Below are 17,928 nucleotides of genomic sequence, written 5' to 3' on the forward strand. Positions count from 1 at the left end.
TTAAAACCTCAATAAAATCTTGAATTGTTCGCGAACATCGGCACGCAAAGGAATATTAATGGGCGTTTTGAGTATCTCGACACCGCCATTGAGTTCATCAGGCTCCAACCAAAGCTTGCCAACCGCTATGTTTTCTGCGGGGGTAGCGTGAACGAGAATGGAAACAAAAGCTGCTTGTTTCCCGTCAACATCGTGAAAGTCTGTACGGGCAGCAAGAAACAACAGAGTGCCTGTTGGGGAGGGATTAAATCTGTTTCCGCAATGGTTGTAAACACCCTCTAAAACCTGTTCGACAGGCGCTACAGCATAGCATCTGCGATACCCAATCACACCATCTTGGCTGTCTCTTAACACGAGATAAAGCGTGCGACCATGAAACCACTCTGCCATAAGGATATCGCGTTCATGTTTTTTAACCGAACACCAAGGAAAATTTGCCAAATCCCAAGGGTAATCGATTTGGTTCCAGCTTAATTCCTCGTCAAAGTCATCAATCCAGTTGCCAATAAGCTTGCCTTCTTGTTTTGTGAGCGTGTGATTAATTTCTGTGGTGCGTCCAAAGGAAAACAGAGTGTCACGAGCTGTTAAGCGCACGCCACTTTCAAAATCCAGCATGCTGTCATCAAGGCGTGACATATCGCCTTCTATAGCTCCCACATCATAACCATAGGTCCCACGGCGAAAATCAGAGCGAAAGCTTTTGGAAAGGTCGACAATGGCTTCAATGGCTTCAAGGCTGCTTTGTTCAGGCAATTGATCAAAATCAAGTTGAAAGGAATTCCACCATGCACGCCCTGACCATGCGGGTGTAAAGTGTGCAGAAAGCTCTAACCATTGAAGTCCCAACTCAATGGCTGCAACAGAACCACGCAAGCGCTGCCATGCAAGCCCTTGGTCAATCAGATCATAAGAATTCGAGAAATAAGGCGTGAGTTCTTGTAAACCATATTCATCAATGAGAGAGGGCAACCAAGATGGAGGGCGCGTGATTAATTTGGCACGAGAAATATCTTCGAGTGCCCTTTTTACTTGAACATCAACAGCCATTGCATCAGCAAGGCAGCGTTCAAACAAGCTTGAATTTGGCGGCAATAACAACGAGACCATCAATAAGCGTGCCCCCGTAATGATAAGGCAATTTCCCCTAGTGCTATCGCCTCATGAGGGGCGACCAGAATATCCTTGCACGGTTGCGTTATCTCCACATGATGCACACCCTCAACCATCAGGCGACTGAGTATCCAACTTAAAGAGAGATCACGCCCTAGTCTCCATGTACGCGCCCACTCTTCTCTCAAATTCTGCTCTGCCTTTTCTAAAACAAGAAAACCTTCATGAGGCAACAACCAAAGATCAGCCGAAATATCGATCACCCGCTGCACGGCACTTTTGACCAAGAGAGTATCATTGGTCATTTTTACCTGTTCTTCATCAAGGGCTGCTTGCACCTTGGCAATCAAAGCCTCATCAGCCACCCCTGATGGGCTGTCACTAAAAAGCGCCACATGAATGAGCGGGCTTTTACCCTCACGATAAACAAAAGCATCTTTGACATGGATATCGCTGGAGAGGGCAAAATATTGGTAGCGGGGCACTGTGCCCCCTGTGGAATGCCCTTGCCTATTTAAGCGAATGCGGCGGCGAAACCGCGCATCATCTTCATCTAAAAGGCGCGTAACCCCATGAAAATCTCCCAAATGGTCTAAACTTGTCCCACGCGCAAATTCCAGTAAATTGTCTCGCGCTACTTCATTAATCCGTTGGCGCAACAGCAACTCTTCATAAGCAGCCGCTTGTAATTGTATGACCACGGGGTCATAAGCGGTCTTTTCCACATTATAGGGAATATGATGAGCTGCAAAAACATCCACCAAACGCGCAATCTTTTGCTCTAAAATTACTTCAACACAAAGCTCTTCAATAATTTGTGGCAGAGGGAGTTGTGAAAAGGGTAAATGTTCAAGCTCTGCCATAAAAAACCTCTAAAGGAAATTGCCTCTCTTGCCCATGGGACCAATCCCCCAAATGTCCATCGGGATAAAAAACACCCCTTAAAACAAAGTGGAATGTCCCCTCGCGCGTTGCTTTGGTCAGATCAATCCTTTGCAATGAGAACCCAGGCTCTCCGCATTCTGGATTATCGAGCGCGCAGGCAATGGCTTGATAAAGACGTAAGATTGTTGCAGGATCAGCATTGGCATCTTGGAATTCTCTGACATCACACCCATAATGGCGACGCAAAACCCGTGTTCCTATCCTTGTCATTAAACATTTATGGAGTGATTGTTGGCAATGATCCCAACCATATAAGAGAGAGCCATCCTTTTCGCTCACCCCACAACGCATGGTTTAAGCCCCTTTGCTTGTCTTTGTGGTAGAAACGGTTGGGGCCGCAGCAACAACGGGGGCTGTTTTTTCAGCAATCTGACCAAGAAGCAAAGGGTATTTTGCTGCCTCACCGCTTAAACGGATTTCTTCACCCTTGCCTGGTGAACGGTTGCCTGCAACAAAATCGGCATTGGTTAAAACAACATAAGTGTTCTCATGCATGATAAAACTCCTTTAAAGGGGGGAAGAGGTTGTGGAAGGACCGATTTTGACCCCGCCGTGTTTATGGCTTGCGCCAACAGAAATTTGATTGTGCTGCAAATCTTCTGCTTCAATCTGTACACTGCCCGTTAATGCAACACGGGTTGCTTGATGAGAAAGCACCAGACCTTGTGCACTCAAATGGATTTGGTTTTCTCCATGGGAGAGAATAAGTTCATCTTTTGTCATCCGCAAAGCGCCCCCCGCATAACAGAGCGCAAGCTCTTGCGGCGAGCGTGCGGGGTTAGGCATATCCTCACTATAGCTATCGCGTACAACCAGAGAGGCGGAGCCAATTTCACCATGGGGGTTCAACAACCGCACCGGATCACCAACATTGAAAGGCATATTGCTGGAAACAGCCCCCGCCGCTTCTTGTGCTTGCAGCCAAGGCGATAAAACCGCTTGTCCATTGGCACTCTCAGAGAAAAGTTTCACCCGCACCCTATGACCATCAACTTCTGCAACCCGCCCGATCATGTGTTGGTTGGCAAGACAGCGTTCAAGCGCATCAAGACGCTTCATAATTTGTCGAAAGGTATCGCTTAAGAGATGTGCATCATTCATGCCCCCACCTCATTGTCTAAATAAATCAACCCAGCTTTGAGTTGTCCCGCATCAGCAAAAATATCCTGTCCCAAATGATATAAATCTTGGTGCCATTCCACCACACTGATCGATACACCACGCTGCTTAATCGCCGCAGAGATAATGGGATCAATTGACACATCCCGCGGGGCACTTAAATGTGTCAATCCCCACAATTGTCCGCTATGGCATAAAACCGCGATAGCTTCTGCCAAAAGCCAACTTTGGATATCACGCTCTTTACCCGTGGTAATAATAAAAGCCCCTAAATGGAGATCCGCACTCTGCTGTCCAGACGCCACAGAAGTTAAGCGACTTTCTAAAACCGCAACACGCACAGCTGGTGCCACAAGCATTTGTGTTTCAAGCTCTTCTAAATTAAAGCGTCCAAATTGACAGGCACAATCGCGCACATCTGGCAAAGCGCGTTTAAGGCTCTTTATCACCGCCTCACGAAACGCATTAATACGCCCTGCTTGCTTGATCATTTGACTCACGAAAAGATCCTTCCCAACCAATCCTCTGCTGCTTTGACAATTTCCACTTTATTTTGCTCTGAAAGCCCCAAATAAGGGCGCGCCGGCATGGTCACTTGCGGCACACACACAAAACGCTGTGCTTTGCTGCTTTTCAGAAAAAAGCGAAGGGTTTTGCCATTTTTGGGGCGAATAACCCCACCCAATTGATGAATCCGCGCATAAACCAACCCACTCCCCACCATCACCTTTTCTGGTGAAGCTTTCATATCAATGGAGCGTGAGAGCGCCCCACTGGCAAAAAGAATGGAGGTACGGGCATGATTGTTTTTCCACTTTTCTCCTTGGGGAGAGGTTTTTTCACTTTGAATCCGCCGCCTTGTGCTCTCTTGAATGAGGCGTCCAACCCCTTGTGCTAAAGTCCCCATCGAGCTATCAGCTCCCTTTTGTAAAAAGGATAAGGCCGCTTCAAGCCCTGTCTCTTTAATCTCAATATGGGTTGAAACAGACATGTTACCTTCCCATCAAACGCGGTTTAGCAGTAAAAAAAGCCCCATCACGCACGGGACCATCTTCGCTCATAATTTTAGGCTCATCGCCCCCCAAACCCGCCTTGCCTTCCGCAATGCGTTTCAGCAAATCAACCGCCTGTTTGTAACGATCTTCAATGGTGGTGGTCAGTGCCGTATGGCGTATGGCTAAATTATAAACAGCAATATTGACACAAATCATGCTGAGAGCCGCCGGCTGTCCAACAATGGGGACACAGTAGCGATGAGACAAATGCACATCAATCTCACCACTTGCTTGGTTTAGAGCAAGGGCAATAGCTTGATCTAAAAGCACTGGATCAGAATTCTCATCATCAAAAGCACATAAGTCTTTTAAGAAATCATCACCCCAGAGCTCTTCAATCAATGTTTTGCTTGCATACGCCATCTTTTAAAGATTCCCTTAAACAACATCTTGCAGCAACACACCGGCATCTTTTGCAGCGACCAATTCACACACCCGTTCACCCACACGCACCCGTTTACCACCCGATAAACCAATATCTGGATCAGAGATCACCCCAGAGATACGCTCACCCAATTGAGCACTAAAGCCCCAGCTAATCACCGAACCATCCGCCTGTTGCTTGGTAGGATCAATATAAAGCAGAGCAATCTTATTGCCCCAAACGCGCGCCAATTGCGCCGTACGCCCTTTGCGAGCTAAATTCACTTGCGATTCACCAATGAGTAAACGATCGGGGTGTATTTCCATCAGATCAGCAAATTGCGCTTTGGTGACAAAACCATCAGCAGTACCACCCCCTTTAACGGCTTTGATGATTTTAGGGTGGCGTTTGAGTTTTGACCAAACAACTTTGCCCATCACAAGGGTGTTGGGCGTATAGATGAGACTTTTATCCATGGCCTCATCTAAAACAGCATAAGGGTCTGATTTCTCATAATCACTAAACTTATCCTCGCCTTTAAGCGTCATCACCCGCTCTGGCGCATAATTTTTATTGTCTTGCACAAGCGCTGCCACCCGCACTTCACGCCCCAATTCCAGCAAATTGGCAAGTCCTTCCACAGCTGTCTTTTCGGGGTTATAACGAGAGCGCTTTTCTGCCCGTGCGCGAGCTGCTGCCTCAATATCGGAATTGGGAATGAGATCATCAAGCCCGTAATCTTTGACACTGGCTTCCCGTTCAAAGGCAGAAAATTCTACCACATTCGGGCGTCCTTTTCGCCCAACCTCAAGTTCAGGAACGGTAAAATTTTCCGCTAGAGGAAACTCACTATATTTAAACACCTCACTTAAAACAGAAACGCGGGGCAAAACTTTATCGCCAATAAGAGAACCTGCTGGATTGCGATACCCAATAGCAATGGCGGTAAGTGTTGGATCAATGGGAAAAGGTCTATTCATTTTTAGCCTCGATTAATTAATTTTAAAAGAAATAACATCACCAGCAGAGCCATCACTCATGGCAATACCAATGGTGCGGTCTGCTGCTTCTGCCTTTATGGCGTGCCCTTTGGGGTCAGAGGTCAAAAAATCACCAAAGGAAACATTGCCCCCACAGATCACTTCGCCCCAGCCACATTGACCAACATCAAGCATCTCACCAGCCTTTGCACTCAAAGAGCCGGCAGTGCCTAATAATTTATCACCCTTTCCAGAAGCCGTTGCCACCATTCCCTCAGTTCGTGCTGCAACAATGCAATAAGGTGAAATTTCCCCAGCAGCGCGAAAAGATTTAATCAAAATCATCGTACTCATAATGGGCGCTCCTTTTGTTCACAAATATGATCGACCGCTTGGCTAATAGTGATGTCGAAGCCTTTTTTCTTCTGCTCTTCCTGATAATGACGTGCCGCAACAGCAACCTCTTCTGGCGCAAGCTTTGGTTCTTGTGCTAAGGCACACACTTCTAGAGGGCTTGTTGAGGCAAGCGCCGGCAATTTTTCTATCAAACTTTTAAAATGCTCCATCCCCCCTTCAAGGCTACAGAGCGCACGATATTCTGCGCGGGCTGCCGGCAAAATCTTGCCCTCTTCAATGGTCTTGTCTAAAAGACTCTCAATGGCACTGTTTTTTTGCTCTTCTTGCAAAAGCGCTAAATCTTCTCGCGCTTTTTTTAATTGGGTGCAAAGTTCCACGCGTTCCTTTTCGCGCGCTTTAAGCGTTGCTAAAACCTCATCCGCTTTAGCATCTTCTGCCAACGATAGTGCACTGGCAATGGCTGTCAAATCCATCATTTTCTCCGTCAAAGTTATAGGGGGTATTTTGGGCTGTTCACGGCTTAAAGCCGTCATCACAAGGGCTGGACGATTGACCAGTCCAGCACCGGCTAAATTTAAAATTTCACCTTTCTTGGAATGGCGAAACTCAGGCGAAAGATAGCGATATTCTCGAGCAATAATTTTTTTGGTAGCCATATCTGTCCATTTAACCCGTCCCCAAATCGCACCATCCCGCTCTGCTAATTCTTCAATCCAGCCGCTTGCCGGCGCTTCCAAGCCATTTCTCGCACGGTGATGTTGTCCATGCTCATAATCAATCACAAGCGGTCCTTTATTGGCTGCAAAGGCTTTTAAAATAGTTTGCGGATTATAATGCCATTGTCGTCCATCACGTGCCTTCACATGGGGCGCTTTGGGCAACAACTCTACCCACTCAGGCGCTTGGCTAATGGTGGCGTCTTCAAATGAAATGTCTTGGCATAAAACGTCTGGACAGAGATCTATTAACGCAGCATGAAATGTCTCATCATAAAATGTCTGGGCATCCCCATCTTTTTGATCTTCGTGAAATTCCTGTTCCATACATTGCCTATTGCTTTACAATTGTCATTGGCAATACAATGCATGAAACCGCTTCACCTTATAAGTCTGACAGTGTCAGTCAAAAGAGCATTTCTCAAAAAAGCACTCTTTTCCCTATTATTCTCCTTGTGAGAGAAACCCCCGTGCTAAACCATCCCATAAAATCGTTTTCAAAGGCACTTCAAAGGCGATAGAGCGCCGTTGTGAAGTGAGAGGTACAAATTATCACTCCACACAACAAAGCCTCTCTCAAGCCGTTTTTTTTTAAAGATTGCTTTTGAACGTTGAAACTGTTAGATTACCCACGAGGCGTGAGCCAGTTTTGCCAGGACGGTTTTACCGGATCTGCGAGGAGTTGACCGCCCTCCACGCCTTCCCGTTTTCCCCATCTCGACCCTTCTCCGCAAAGCCAACATGGTTTTTCTCAAAGTGCGTTTTTTTAAAGATTGCTTTTAAACTTTTAAACTGTTAGATTACCCGCGAGGCGTGAGCCAGTTATACCAGGACGGCTTTGCCGGATCTGCGAGGAGTTGACCGCCCTCCACGCCTTCTCATTTTTCCTCACACACCAGTTCCTTCTTTGCAAAGCCAACAGAGCTTTACGGTGTTCTTTACAACAACCGTTCATCCTTCTTTTCAGCCGCATCCAATAAGCGTCCAATTTCTCTAGAGCTCTTTTTATGCATGGAGGTCAACCACCATTCTTGTTTGCTTGCTACCCATTTGACCACAAAGCGCCACCATGCCCCACCACTTTCACCAAAAAACATAACACCCTGCGTATCTTTGCGTCTGATAACGCCATGGGGGCGAATGAGTGTTTGAATGGCACCACGAAAATCCTCCAAGTGAAGAGCTCGTGCTTGATGCTCTAACAAAATATGTTTTACGCTGTCTGAAGATAAGCGAATAAGAGAGTCCTCCGCTGCAAAAACATCACGCACCTTTTGGATCATGGGGGCAATGGGAATAAATCCACGTGGCATATGTCCTTCAAACATGGCTTCCAAAAGGGGTGAGCCCACAATATCTTCAATGGCAATGCGTTTCTGATTGTCCCCCATGGCGTCAATTTTATCACTCAAAAAATTGCTTAAATTTTGCGCACGATGTTTTCCAGGATTCAAATGCCAACCAGGATCAATCCCCTTTGGTATCTTTTCAACGCGCCCCGTCCGCTTATTGCGCCAAACCCGCGTCTCCACATGGGGTGGCGCTGCCCCCTCTTCATAGCCTAAATTGTCTGCTTCATAACGGCTTACCTGTCGCACACTGCATTTACACCGCCAGCCATTGGGTGGATAAAGCCAATCCCAAATGGGATCATCAACAGGTGCCGTAAACCCCACCCAACTTTCATGTTCCAAACGCTTATGTTCTGAACTCGACAACGCATAGGTGAGATAAGGCAAAAATTCTTTATTATTTTGTGTGCGCTCCCACTCACCTGCCGCATGCGCACTCATGGTATTGGCCCAATAAACCGTTTCTAAGCGCCGCGGGCTGCCCAATTGCACCACACTCTTTTCACCCGTTTTCGGATCACGCGCTAATTTTTTCCCCCACCACCCTTTTTCCTGCAAAATCGGCATTAAATTTTTTTGAAACTCTTGAAAAGGAACTTGATGCTTTATCGCTTCTCCAACCGCTTGCTTAAAATCCTCTAAAATATCATAGCCTACCGATTTTGCCACCGTAAAGGAAAAGGCATGTTCTTCTGGTGCTATATCCCGCCAATCAAAACTTGGAACAAGCGCTTTGGCTTCAAAATAACGGGTCACCTCTTTAGGGGCCGTTTTAAAAAGTTCCTCATCCATGATACCCCAACCCACGTGCAATCATCTGCACCTTTGCCAAGCGTGCTGCCAAGGCATGATGATCCATCTCACCCAACAATTCATCTAAGCCTTTAAGGATATCCTCATAACTTTTAGCCTCTCTCACAAGCTTTTTAAAAGGTTCTAAAAGGGGTTCTAAATCCTCTTCCCAGTCGCTTAAAGCTTCTTCAGAAAGCCGATCCAATTCGTCGTGATGTTTCACGCCCTGCTCTCTTTCGCCCTGCTTTCTTGTCACAGAAATATCAACAACACCCCCACAATCAGCACAAACATCTGCCTTTTGTTGCCCGGCATCATCAGCTGTAAGGGAAGGAGCCTTTAAAACATCCTCTCCCTTTTTGGGTTGCGAAAAGCCAATCTTATTGCGCACTTCTTGCGCCCCCACACACAATCCTAAAGGAACAAGTTTTTCCAAAGCATCACTGATGGCTTTAATATCTTCATTTTCCGAAATCGGCCAATAGACAAGCGGAGTGCGCTCTTGGGGTCCAAAATTAATCTCAACAAAGGGAACGATTAAATCACGATTAGTGGTCAAGGCTAATTGGCGTGCATCAGCTCTAGCAATATCATGGCGTACATTTTCATGAATGCGGGCTTGCGAAAAAGACGAACCATCGTCTGTCGTCATGGTTTGCCCCAATACCCCTTTAGAAATCTGCCGATCTAAATATTCAGCCTTCGCGGCAAAAACCGCATTGCCACTGCCCCCTGCTGCTTCAATAAACTCAATCTCCATCTCTTTGGGAATAATCGCCGCCGCATCACTGGATAAATCACGTACCGCTTGAATCAGAACCCGCCGCTCCTCATGAGAAGAGCTTGCCCCATATTTACCAACACGCAAAGGCATGCCATAAACTTCTAAAAATGCCATCCAATCTTTCAGCGTATAAGACTTGAAGAGAAAAGCCCAAGCCGCAAGACGTGCAAGTCCAGAACGAATAGGCAAACCGCTTTTAAGCTTGGGTCTGTGAATAGAAAATTTATAAGCAGGCAATTCACTTCCATACAAAGACCCCTCTTCTTTTAAACGCAAATGAAAGCCATCCCGCCGATCCAATTGAAAAAACCGCTGGTCACGCCATTTCCAAGCAACCGGCCACCATTCCTTAGCACTCTTGTCCCACAAAGTTTCAACAACCGCATAGCCTTTTCCCAAAGCATCTAACAAATCCGCCACATAATCATCAACAAAAGTCGGTGCACTGATCACTTCCCGCACCGCATCCGCTATCTTTTTATCCAATGCACTGTTGCTTGCGGCAATCACCCCAGGCTCCACCCCTGTGAGAGCATTTTTACGCATGCCAAGCACAGCACGATAATGCAAATCGCGCTCTTCCATATCATCAGCAAGTTGAAAAAACTGTTCTGGAGCCCCCCTTGCTGCCTGCTGCAAAATATCAGCAAGTTGCGCAGGCGTCAAACCACTCACAACAGTTTGTGACCACACATCACGAACACCCCCAATGGTAGGGCTTGCAACTTCCCGTTCCAATCCCTTTATCTTAAGAGCCCTGCCCCATTGGTCTAAAAGTTGTACCATTTCATCATCCCATCAATAAATCTTTGATCGCATCGTTGAAACAAAAGCGGGTGAAAAGAGCGGACTTTCATCAAAACCATAAACCTCTCTCACAGGCGTATATTCGTAAATTTCCGGCGTCTGCCGGCTGGCAAAATAAGCCAAAGCGCAAGCAATCGCGCTATCACCATGACGCATAAAACCATCACTGCCTTTAAAACGATGATTGTCTGGAATTTTCACAATGCCATTGACATAAGCAAGCGCTTGATGATCCGCAACAATATCGCTATCGCGCGGCAAAACAATGGACCCATCCCCAAAAGCTTCCAAATAAGCCGGCATTTCCTTGCCATACCAACTTTGTGACAAGGACACTTCCTTGACAAGACCCCCATAACGCTGTGCCGCTTTTTCCGCTAAATAAGCCCCATTGCCCCGCGCATCTAACGCACCACCCAACAAACGTGGCAAACCACCCACAACATAAAATAAAATCTCTCTTTGTTGATCAAACGGCATATTGCGCAATTCCACCATAAACCGCACACGGCGCACCAAATCTTGTCCCACTTCCATCACCACAATGGAGGTGGCATCACCAGACCTAGCAAAATCAACACCAAAAACATGTTGACGCCGCCGATCAAGCCTAGAATGCAAAGGCTTGATATGCTTCTCACACCAAGAAAAAGCAACAATACTTCGTTGTTGTTCCGATTGATTTTTAAAATCATCCACACAAGCAAAACGCAACACCGCAATATCTTTCGCACAACAATTTTCAATCTGCAAACGCGTTAAAGCCGCCCCTTCTTGATCCGCCGGTATGGCATCTAACTCTTGGCGCATCGCACTCAAACGCACCCCATAAGAGGCACGAATTTGCTCTTCCCATTGTTGTTCTGCTCCCCTACTCCACACCGCCCCCTTCATGGCACAAACCCGTTTAAACAAACCATTTTTAACAGCCTCACCAAAAGGGTAACGATGCAGAGAAAAAGGAACCTTGCCTGCTTTTGCCTCACGGATCAGTTCATTGAAAGGATTAAGCACACCATTATGGGTGGAGATCACACGGATTTTACCCCCCCAAATAAGCAAAGCATTCACCGCATCTAAAACAGCGCGCACATCTTGATGAAACGCCGCCTCATCAATCACCACAATGCCCTGTAACCCCCGAATATTTTCAGGGCGGCTTGAGAGCGCTTCAATACGAAACCCAGAAGCAAAGCGCACCCGATAAGCAGAGATATATTTCGTGGAACCATCCGCCCTTTGATCTGGAAATAAAAATTCCTCTACATCACCACTGTGGCTTGTGATTGCCGAAGCAAAATTGCTCACATAGCCAATAAATTCACGCCCCTTATCTTTGGTGTCACCAATATAAAAAACATTATCGCCCCCAGCCTTAACGCTCGCTGCCGCAATCAGTGTATCATCCAAAGCTTCTGCAAAAGTAATGCCGGTCCGCCGCCCCTTTTCCACCAATTTTAACACAGACTTATCCTCAATCCATGCCCGTTGATGCGCCATCAAAACACCTTCCGCTAAGGGATCACTCTCTTTGGGAAAAGTGCTCCTCTGCCAAATGTCAAAGTGTGCCTGATCTTCAACAGCAGGGCTTCCACCCATCTGCCCTTCAGCCATGTTTTACCCCCAACACCTGCGCACGAATAGCCCGCGCACGCTCTTCTGAAAGCCCCGCCGCTGCCGCTGCAGCGTCAACCGCTTTGCTTGCTTTTTGGGTAAAATCCTTTTCTAATCTTTGCCGTCTGGTGGTCGACAAATGTTCAGCCGCCAAAACCCCTTTAAGCGCATTGGCCAATTCTTGGGCTGCCTTTGGTGAAAGGCTTTTTCCACTGCTCAACGTGGAAAAAATCAGCTCTTTAATCGCGGCGGCCGTCAACAGAGTAATATTATCAGAAGCCTTGGCATCAAAGCGTTGCGAAAGGCTTGCGGCAATTTCACGGGTTTGCTCCAAGCGCCTTGACATCACAGCCAAACGCAAAGAATAACGATTAAAACTGGAAAAGGAGGGAATAGAAAAATTGAGACCCGTTTCTTTTTTTAAAGCCTTCAAAGCCGCTTTAAATTCATCATAAATGGCTTTTTGCGTCTTTTCACGCCCATTTAAAGCCTCAGCCGCCTCTGCAATAATTTGATCACAAGCTTGCGGCAATAAATCAATCGCTGTTAAGCGTCCACGCCCGACCTTGCGCATCCCTCACCTCGTCTTTTATCGATGAACGTTTGGGGCGTTTAATCCCCTCAATGAAAAAGCTCCGGTCTAAATGACGTGCCCCCCGTTCCGTTAAAGCCGCAAGCAAAACAGAACCCACACATTTTAACGTAACAGCCCCTTGCTCTTCCATAAAAGCCAATTCATTCCGGACAAAATCACCATCCCGCCGGATACCGTAACTGTATAAAAGCCGCTCAATCATCGCACTCGATAAGGTTTCGCTCCGCTCACAAGCAAGCCCTTTTAAAATAATCAACCGCGCTTCTTCACGGATGATTTTATCCATATCTGCTTTCATTTCTTGGCATTCTCCAGTAAAAATTCTTGCAAGCGCTCACCAATGGCTGCCACCGGTTGTAATTGCGCAGAAAGCGTATTGAGGCGACCATTCAATTTCTCCATATTCACTTCCAACCTCTGCAGCGCATCACGATCAGGCAAAAAATCTATCTCCGTCTCTAACTTTTGCACACGCTCTTTAAGCGCCGTGATGTCTTTCAACATTTCCCGCGCACCAGAAGAAAAATAAGCTTTCAAAACCCCACAAATGGCAACAATGGATAACAACAAAGACAGCCAACCATTAGCCACACTAATATCTAAATTCACGCCCCCTCCTTGACCTCATTAAAACTGCTTTAACCGCAGCTTTTCTACGCTGTTCACAAATCAATAAAGCAGCACGATCACGGCTCCAATAATGCACCACTTCGCGCGTGTTCAAAGCATGTTCCGGCAACAAAGAAGGCTGGTGACACGCCATGCGAACAACAGGTGGCAATTCAGCCGATAAAAACGAATAAGAAAAGCTATCTCTTAGCTTGGGTGTTGAGCAAGCGCACACGCTCAAGCCCAAGACAACCGCTAGGAACAGTTGGCAAAACTGCATTGATCTCCTCCATTTTTGTAAGCTTTTGTTCCAAACTAGAAATCACCGCTTGTGCTTGAAGCCCTGCTTTTTGCGCAGCCTCTCTTTGCCTCTCTTGTTCAAGCCGTGCTTGTAAAGAAATCTTGGCAATCTCCAAGCGCCAATACACATCACGCGCTTTTTCCGCCTTTAAAACTTGCGCTTTCATAAAGCCAAAAGCCGCCAACATCACACCGCCCCAAAAAAGCAAACCCAAAGACAGTTTCAAAACAGGGCTAAACATGGCGCTTATCACTCCACCCCGTTATCTCCACCCCATCATAGACGCTGCTATGCTGCTTATGAGAATGTTTCCTATTGGAAAAATCCAACGAACCAAAACCACGATGCACCCCCAAATTCCCAACGATAATCGCCACCATGGAAGGAATAGAAATCGCTGCCATATCAACAATACGTGGTGCTCCCCACAAACCACCAGCAATCAGCAAAAAAATAACCCCCCAAGCAAACCAAAAGGACCACCATAAATAACGTTTCGAACCACGATAAGAGGGTTTCATGCTTCCACCTCGCCTCCAATCCCCAAAAGCTTTTTGGCGCGGTTCAAATAGGTCAAGCGGTGCACAAGTCCATTTCTTCCCCCATTAATTGCCTTGGTAATCCCCACGACATCATCTCGATCAGCAAGCTTATTTAAGCCTTTCATCTGCCAAAACCAAACAGCCGACCAAAGGGCTGCAGGAAACTTTTCCAGCACTTGCGGAAATGCCTCACAATCAACCGCTTGTTCATCGATTAAGCGCCAAAACTTCGTAAAACGACGGTAATTATTGCGCCCCGTCAACTGGATCAAACCACGTCCCTTAAAATGCACCCCATCACCAGGGTTGACATTACCTAAATCACGCCGCCCCTCATAAGCGCGCCCTGAGGCATATTCACGCAGGGTAAAAAAGCCATCACTCTCATGCGCACATTGGCTTAAAAAATGTGCAATACGCAAATGCGTCGTGAGTTCCCCATAAGATAAAGCTTTAGGCAACACGCGTGCCATTTCAACAATAATAAAATCTTGGCGCGCATGATGCGTCAGTTTAGGCGCAAGGCAATGAAGAAAAGAGGCATCTATTGAAATCATAACAAACCACTCAATGAATAAAATTCATTCGCAGTTTACGAAATCTCACGCCCCCCATATAAGCCTGACACTGTCAGTCAAAACCCTCAATACTCATAAAACTCTGGAAATAATAAACCTTGGGGCTCTTTTGAAGAAATTCTCTTCTTTAAGCGATAGGCTGTACGCACATGCATACCAGAAACTGCTGCTGCAGCATCTACCGACCAGCCTTTTTGCAGCGCTTGCATCATTTTTTGCCGCCGTTCAGCATCTCTACCAAGGGGGATAAGAAGGCGCACACCCGAACCATTAAAACAAAAATGGTTGATCAATTGCTCCGCCTCTTCAAACCCAACAATTTCAATCAACCAATCCGCATTCTCAAGACGCCCAGGGATATAAACTTCTCGTCCGCCAAAAGCACGCATCATATTCCATGCCGCCTCACTGCCCGCAACAGCGGCTATTTCACGCAATAAGGCAGGAAAATCGCTATAGATTTCCTCGTGCATGCACGCTTACCCCTCGCTTTGAACACCTTTTCGGATTTTCCGCCCCCAAACATTCATAACACGCATAAAATCGCCCCCACTCATCTCACAAAAAGCTTTACCACTCACCGCCATCACACTTTGTTGAAAAGCTGTCTCATCAAACAAGCAACCCTGATGCAAACGCTTCCATTGGGCACACAAAATGGCAATGCTTGGGTGTATTCCCCTTGAATCTTGGCGGACTTTTCCTCTCCAGTCAACCCCACCCTCACGCTGCAACCAGCTTTTCAACGCCTCAATGGCTTTTGCAGCATCATCGCTATCGCGTAAAAAGCGAATATGATCAATCCCTGTCTGTCTTTTGACAAAGGCAAGCAATGCCTTATCACAACGCTCGCGGATAATGCCAAGATTCCACCCTGCAATCCATAAGGCTTGAAGCTTTTTGGCATATTTGCCTCTCAAAAGCTTGCCATTGACCCCACCCCCATAGGCGCGCATTTCTTGCATCACCAAGCGCTGTTCTGAAACATTCAAATCTTTTGCCGATTGCTTGCCCGTCAATCGAAAAAGCAGGGCGCGATAGGTCTCATCATCAAGACCTAACGCGCGTTTGCCCATATGAATAGCCGCTAAAGACATGGTATCCCCTTACTAACTCCCTTTATGTCTTCGCCAAATCAAGCGTTACAGCCCGCCAAGGGCTTTCTAGGCTATCACGCTCATAAAAACGCACATATTCTTTAGATGTTGTCACACGAATAGCTTCACGGATCGCCCGCATCGCCTCATTCCAGCGAGGATCATCAATATCCAAACGCAACAGCATAAAGATTTCGCCGCGATTCACCTTGCCTTCCTTATCCGTATTGAAAGCACGCGTAATAATCGCACGGATTTCAGGGCGCGCATCCGCAGACCATTCATTCAAACACTCATCAAGAAGGCTTTTGGCAATTTGCAATTGCGGTCCAAAATCAAAGCTTTCTTGTACCTGCACCTTAATACGCTGCAAACCATCAAAACTGGTGTACGTACAATTGCCCTTTTTACCACGCCGCTCCACACCATATTCCTGCGCAAGCAAGCCATCAAAAGCACTCAAATCCGCAAGCGTATGGCTGTTAAAACGCGCAATCCTTGCCGATAATTCCTTCGCATATCCCATAACCTTACGCACCGTTTCATCCTCAAGCAAATCCGCAGGGCGGATCAGACTTACCGGCACCAAAGCCCCTTTTGCATCTCTCATATAATGCACACCTTCAAGCTCAATTTGTTTATTCATCGCAAAACTCCTCCTGTGTTTCTTGAAACCGGCGAAACGGCACAACTTCACCTCGATGAGGCACACATCCCGCTTTCAATTGCCAACGACACCGCAAAAGCTCATGACCTAAAATGTGGTTATAGCCCGCAAGGCGACGCAAATACTCAGTCAATTCTCGAACATCTTGTGCATGCAAAAAAATACCATTCATCTCATACTTCAAAAAGCCAGAGCGCAAAGCAATCAAGCAATCTCTTACCATATAAGGGTTACGTTCCATCATTTGCTTCCTCCAAAATCCATATAAATCACACGATTGCTCTTATCTTCATCTCGATCAGAGCTGTCACACTCAGCCAAAACTTCTGCAACTTGGCCTTCCAAAACCGCATCCGCTTCCCCCAAACGGTGAACACTCAACTCCAATTCAAGCAATAACGCCAAATCAACACACAATTTAAGCTTTTCTCCAATATCAAAACCGCATTGATAATCGTCATAAAGACCAACAAGCGTATCGGATAATTCTTTGTCGCATAAAGAGATCATGCCAATTCCTCCACATCGCGGTTTTTCCATGCCGCTTTGACATGTTTCAAAGTCACCTCACACCCATCTCCAAGCGCTGCCATGCGTGCTAACATCATCGTCTTATCAATCTGCCGTAAAGCCCCAGCTTTCAAACCAATCCCTGTCAAAAACTTTATTGCACCAGCATCTTCAATTCCCCAATCGTGAATGCGCGCCGCAATATCTTCGCTATAAGGCTTGCGACGCTTTAGATGCATTGCCAAGCGGCTTTTAATTTGTGCATAAGAAGGACCATTTTGACGATGAACAAGGCGCCCTGAAATCTCATCATTCCCCACCAAAGCGAGCCCTGTGCCATTGATATCAACAAAATGACGCAACTGATTAATCGCCTCATCTGTTAAATTTTGCGCTTCATCCACAATCAGCAGTGTCCCCCCACCAACACGCTCTAATCTCTTGCCAATCGCACGCGTTAAGCGGGTGGGGTTATATTCCACCACTTCCAATTCCGCTGCCATATCATTCAAAATACCATGAACACTGCGCGTATGCGGGCTTGCTGTCACAAGGTAAACATGCGGGCGGGTTGCGCGGTAATGCCGGCAGGTTTCTGTCTTACCATTGCCCGCATCAAGCGTAATCATCACCATATCACCCGTACTTTGCGCCAGTGTTAGCGTGTCAATGATTTCACAAGCTATACGGTTCTTTTGAAACGCAGGCTTTTCGGGGATCTTCTCCAAAAATCCCGCTGTTTCTTTTAAAGCCTCAACCCATTGGTGAACCTTCGCATTCTGTTTACCCAATTGCCCCGCATAACTGCCCGCATACCACTGCGAAAACGTCCCATCCGGCATGCCGATGCGCCGCGCCACTTCTGCTTTCGTCCAATCATTCATTTGTGCCAGAGCTCTTACCGAATCCACAAGCGTGTTCCATAAAGCAATATCATCACTATTGCGGTTTTGCGCTGCCCCATCGGGCTGCTTTTTTGGGCGCGCCCAAGGATTTTTTTCAACCGTTGCATTTATCGCGTACTTCATGTATAT

27 protein-coding genes are annotated in these 17,928 nt (G+C 46.7%); all 27 read right to left on the reverse strand.

All coding sequences use genetic code 11. The annotated features are described in order from the left end of the window. The 27 genes from BTR_RS08540 to BTR_RS08670 all read right to left on the reverse strand — a co-directional run bounded on the left by BTR_RS08540 (window position 1) and on the right by BTR_RS08670 (window position 17,922). Entirely contained in the window at window positions 1–1,107 is a 1,107-nt protein-coding gene (locus BTR_RS08540) for a phage tail protein (RefSeq protein WP_012231801.1), read from the reverse strand. Continuing rightward, window positions 1,107–1,973 (reverse strand): baseplate assembly protein, encoded by an 867-nt coding sequence (locus BTR_RS08545; RefSeq protein WP_012231802.1) that lies wholly within the window; start codon window positions 1,971–1,973, stop codon window positions 1,107–1,109. Before BTR_RS08545 ends, BTR_RS08540 begins: the two co-directional genes overlap by 1 nt. Further along, window positions 1,960–2,346 (reverse strand): GPW/gp25 family protein, encoded by a 387-nt coding sequence (locus BTR_RS08550; protein ID WP_012231803.1) that lies wholly within the window; start codon window positions 2,344–2,346, stop codon window positions 1,960–1,962. The genes BTR_RS08545 and BTR_RS08550 overlap by 14 nt, the downstream gene beginning before the upstream one ends. A gap of 3 nt (window positions 2,347–2,349) precedes the next feature. Next, window positions 2,350–2,550 carry a hypothetical protein gene (locus tag BTR_RS08555; protein WP_012231804.1) on the reverse strand — a complete coding sequence of 67 codons (201 nt, stop codon included), beginning with the start codon at window positions 2,548–2,550 and terminating at the stop codon, window positions 2,350–2,352. A gap of 12 nt (window positions 2,551–2,562) precedes the next feature. After that, window positions 2,563–3,156: a phage baseplate assembly protein V gene (locus BTR_RS08560; RefSeq protein ID WP_012231805.1), complete on the reverse strand. Its 594-nt coding sequence runs from the start codon at window positions 3,154–3,156 to the stop codon at window positions 2,563–2,565. Next, on the reverse strand, window positions 3,153–3,674 hold the full coding sequence (locus BTR_RS08565; RefSeq protein WP_038473602.1) for a hypothetical protein: 522 nt from the start codon (window positions 3,672–3,674) through the stop codon (window positions 3,153–3,155). Before BTR_RS08565 ends, BTR_RS08560 begins: the two co-directional genes overlap by 4 nt. After that, the gene (locus BTR_RS08570; protein WP_012231807.1) at window positions 3,671–4,165 is read right to left on the reverse strand and encodes a phage virion morphogenesis family protein; all 495 of its coding nucleotides are present in this window, start codon (window positions 4,163–4,165) and stop codon (window positions 3,671–3,673) included. Before BTR_RS08570 ends, BTR_RS08565 begins: the two co-directional genes overlap by 4 nt. Before the next feature lies 1 nt (window position 4,166). After that, a complete protein-coding gene (locus tag BTR_RS08575) occupies window positions 4,167–4,592 on the reverse strand; it encodes a gp436 family protein (protein WP_012231808.1) in 426 nt (141 codons plus the stop codon). Between the two features lie 15 nt (window positions 4,593–4,607). After that, window positions 4,608–5,573, reverse strand: a complete 966-nt coding sequence (locus tag BTR_RS08580; protein ID WP_012231809.1) for a major capsid protein — start codon at window positions 5,571–5,573, stop codon at window positions 4,608–4,610. A gap of 12 nt (window positions 5,574–5,585) precedes the next feature. After that, a complete protein-coding gene (locus BTR_RS08585; protein ID WP_012231810.1) occupies window positions 5,586–5,927 on the reverse strand; it encodes a DUF2190 family protein in 342 nt (113 codons plus the stop codon). Further along, complete coding sequence (locus BTR_RS08590) at window positions 5,924–6,973, reverse strand: phage protease (protein ID WP_012231811.1); 1,050 nt, start codon at window positions 6,971–6,973, stop codon at window positions 5,924–5,926. Before BTR_RS08590 ends, BTR_RS08585 begins: the two co-directional genes overlap by 4 nt. A gap of 611 nt (window positions 6,974–7,584) precedes the next feature. After that, window positions 7,585–8,790, reverse strand: a complete 1,206-nt coding sequence (locus BTR_RS08595; RefSeq protein ID WP_012231812.1) for a phage head morphogenesis protein — start codon at window positions 8,788–8,790, stop codon at window positions 7,585–7,587. Then, window positions 8,783–10,360, reverse strand: a complete 1,578-nt coding sequence (locus tag BTR_RS08600) for a DUF935 domain-containing protein (protein WP_012231813.1) — start codon at window positions 10,358–10,360, stop codon at window positions 8,783–8,785. Before BTR_RS08600 ends, BTR_RS08595 begins: the two co-directional genes overlap by 8 nt. Before the next feature lie 12 nt (window positions 10,361–10,372). Beyond that, window positions 10,373–11,995, reverse strand: coding sequence for a hypothetical protein (locus BTR_RS08605; protein ID WP_012231814.1), 1,623 nt, complete (start codon window positions 11,993–11,995; stop codon window positions 10,373–10,375). Next, the gene (locus BTR_RS08610) at window positions 11,988–12,569 is read right to left on the reverse strand and encodes a phage protein Gp27 family protein (RefSeq protein WP_012231815.1); all 582 of its coding nucleotides are present in this window, start codon (window positions 12,567–12,569) and stop codon (window positions 11,988–11,990) included. The genes BTR_RS08605 and BTR_RS08610 overlap by 8 nt, the downstream gene beginning before the upstream one ends. After that, the gene (locus BTR_RS08615) at window positions 12,532–12,888 is read right to left on the reverse strand and encodes a VpaChn25_0724 family phage protein (RefSeq protein ID WP_012232190.1); all 357 of its coding nucleotides are present in this window, start codon (window positions 12,886–12,888) and stop codon (window positions 12,532–12,534) included. Before BTR_RS08615 ends, BTR_RS08610 begins: the two co-directional genes overlap by 38 nt. Continuing rightward, window positions 12,885–13,199, reverse strand: coding sequence for a DUF2730 family protein (locus tag BTR_RS08620; RefSeq protein WP_012232191.1), 315 nt, complete (start codon window positions 13,197–13,199; stop codon window positions 12,885–12,887). Before BTR_RS08620 ends, BTR_RS08615 begins: the two co-directional genes overlap by 4 nt. After that, complete coding sequence (locus BTR_RS08625; protein ID WP_038473872.1) at window positions 13,183–13,434, reverse strand: hypothetical protein; 252 nt, start codon at window positions 13,432–13,434, stop codon at window positions 13,183–13,185. Before BTR_RS08625 ends, BTR_RS08620 begins: the two co-directional genes overlap by 17 nt. Further along, complete coding sequence (locus BTR_RS08630) at window positions 13,400–13,741, reverse strand: hypothetical protein (protein ID WP_012232192.1); 342 nt, start codon at window positions 13,739–13,741, stop codon at window positions 13,400–13,402. Before BTR_RS08630 ends, BTR_RS08625 begins: the two co-directional genes overlap by 35 nt. After that, window positions 13,734–14,021: a hypothetical protein gene (locus BTR_RS08635; RefSeq protein WP_012232193.1), complete on the reverse strand. Its 288-nt coding sequence runs from the start codon at window positions 14,019–14,021 to the stop codon at window positions 13,734–13,736. Before BTR_RS08635 ends, BTR_RS08630 begins: the two co-directional genes overlap by 8 nt. Beyond that, window positions 14,018–14,599, reverse strand: coding sequence for a glycoside hydrolase family 19 protein (locus BTR_RS08640; RefSeq protein WP_012232194.1), 582 nt, complete (start codon window positions 14,597–14,599; stop codon window positions 14,018–14,020). The genes BTR_RS08635 and BTR_RS08640 overlap by 4 nt, the downstream gene beginning before the upstream one ends. 86 nt (window positions 14,600–14,685) lie before the next feature. Continuing rightward, window positions 14,686–15,093: a helix-turn-helix domain-containing protein gene (locus BTR_RS08645; RefSeq protein WP_012232195.1), complete on the reverse strand. Its 408-nt coding sequence runs from the start codon at window positions 15,091–15,093 to the stop codon at window positions 14,686–14,688. 6 nt (window positions 15,094–15,099) lie between these two features. Then, complete coding sequence (locus BTR_RS08650; RefSeq protein WP_012232196.1) at window positions 15,100–15,717, reverse strand: regulatory protein GemA; 618 nt, start codon at window positions 15,715–15,717, stop codon at window positions 15,100–15,102. Between the two features lie 22 nt (window positions 15,718–15,739). Next, window positions 15,740–16,363: a DUF3164 family protein gene (locus tag BTR_RS08655; RefSeq protein WP_012232197.1), complete on the reverse strand. Its 624-nt coding sequence runs from the start codon at window positions 16,361–16,363 to the stop codon at window positions 15,740–15,742. Then, complete coding sequence (locus tag BTR_RS08660) at window positions 16,356–16,625, reverse strand: hypothetical protein (RefSeq protein ID WP_041582725.1); 270 nt, start codon at window positions 16,623–16,625, stop codon at window positions 16,356–16,358. Before BTR_RS08660 ends, BTR_RS08655 begins: the two co-directional genes overlap by 8 nt. Continuing rightward, a complete protein-coding gene (locus BTR_RS08665; RefSeq protein WP_012231825.1) occupies window positions 16,625–16,894 on the reverse strand; it encodes a hypothetical protein in 270 nt (89 codons plus the stop codon). Before BTR_RS08665 ends, BTR_RS08660 begins: the two co-directional genes overlap by 1 nt. After that, window positions 16,891–17,922 (reverse strand): AAA family ATPase, encoded by a 1,032-nt coding sequence (locus BTR_RS08670; RefSeq protein WP_012231826.1) that lies wholly within the window; start codon window positions 17,920–17,922, stop codon window positions 16,891–16,893. The genes BTR_RS08665 and BTR_RS08670 overlap by 4 nt, the downstream gene beginning before the upstream one ends. Window positions 17,923–17,928 lie beyond the last annotated feature (6 nt).

The sequence above is a fragment of the Bartonella tribocorum CIP 105476 genome (genome assembly GCF_000196435.1).
Classification (GTDB): Bacteria; Pseudomonadota; Alphaproteobacteria; order Rhizobiales; family Rhizobiaceae; genus Bartonella; species Bartonella tribocorum.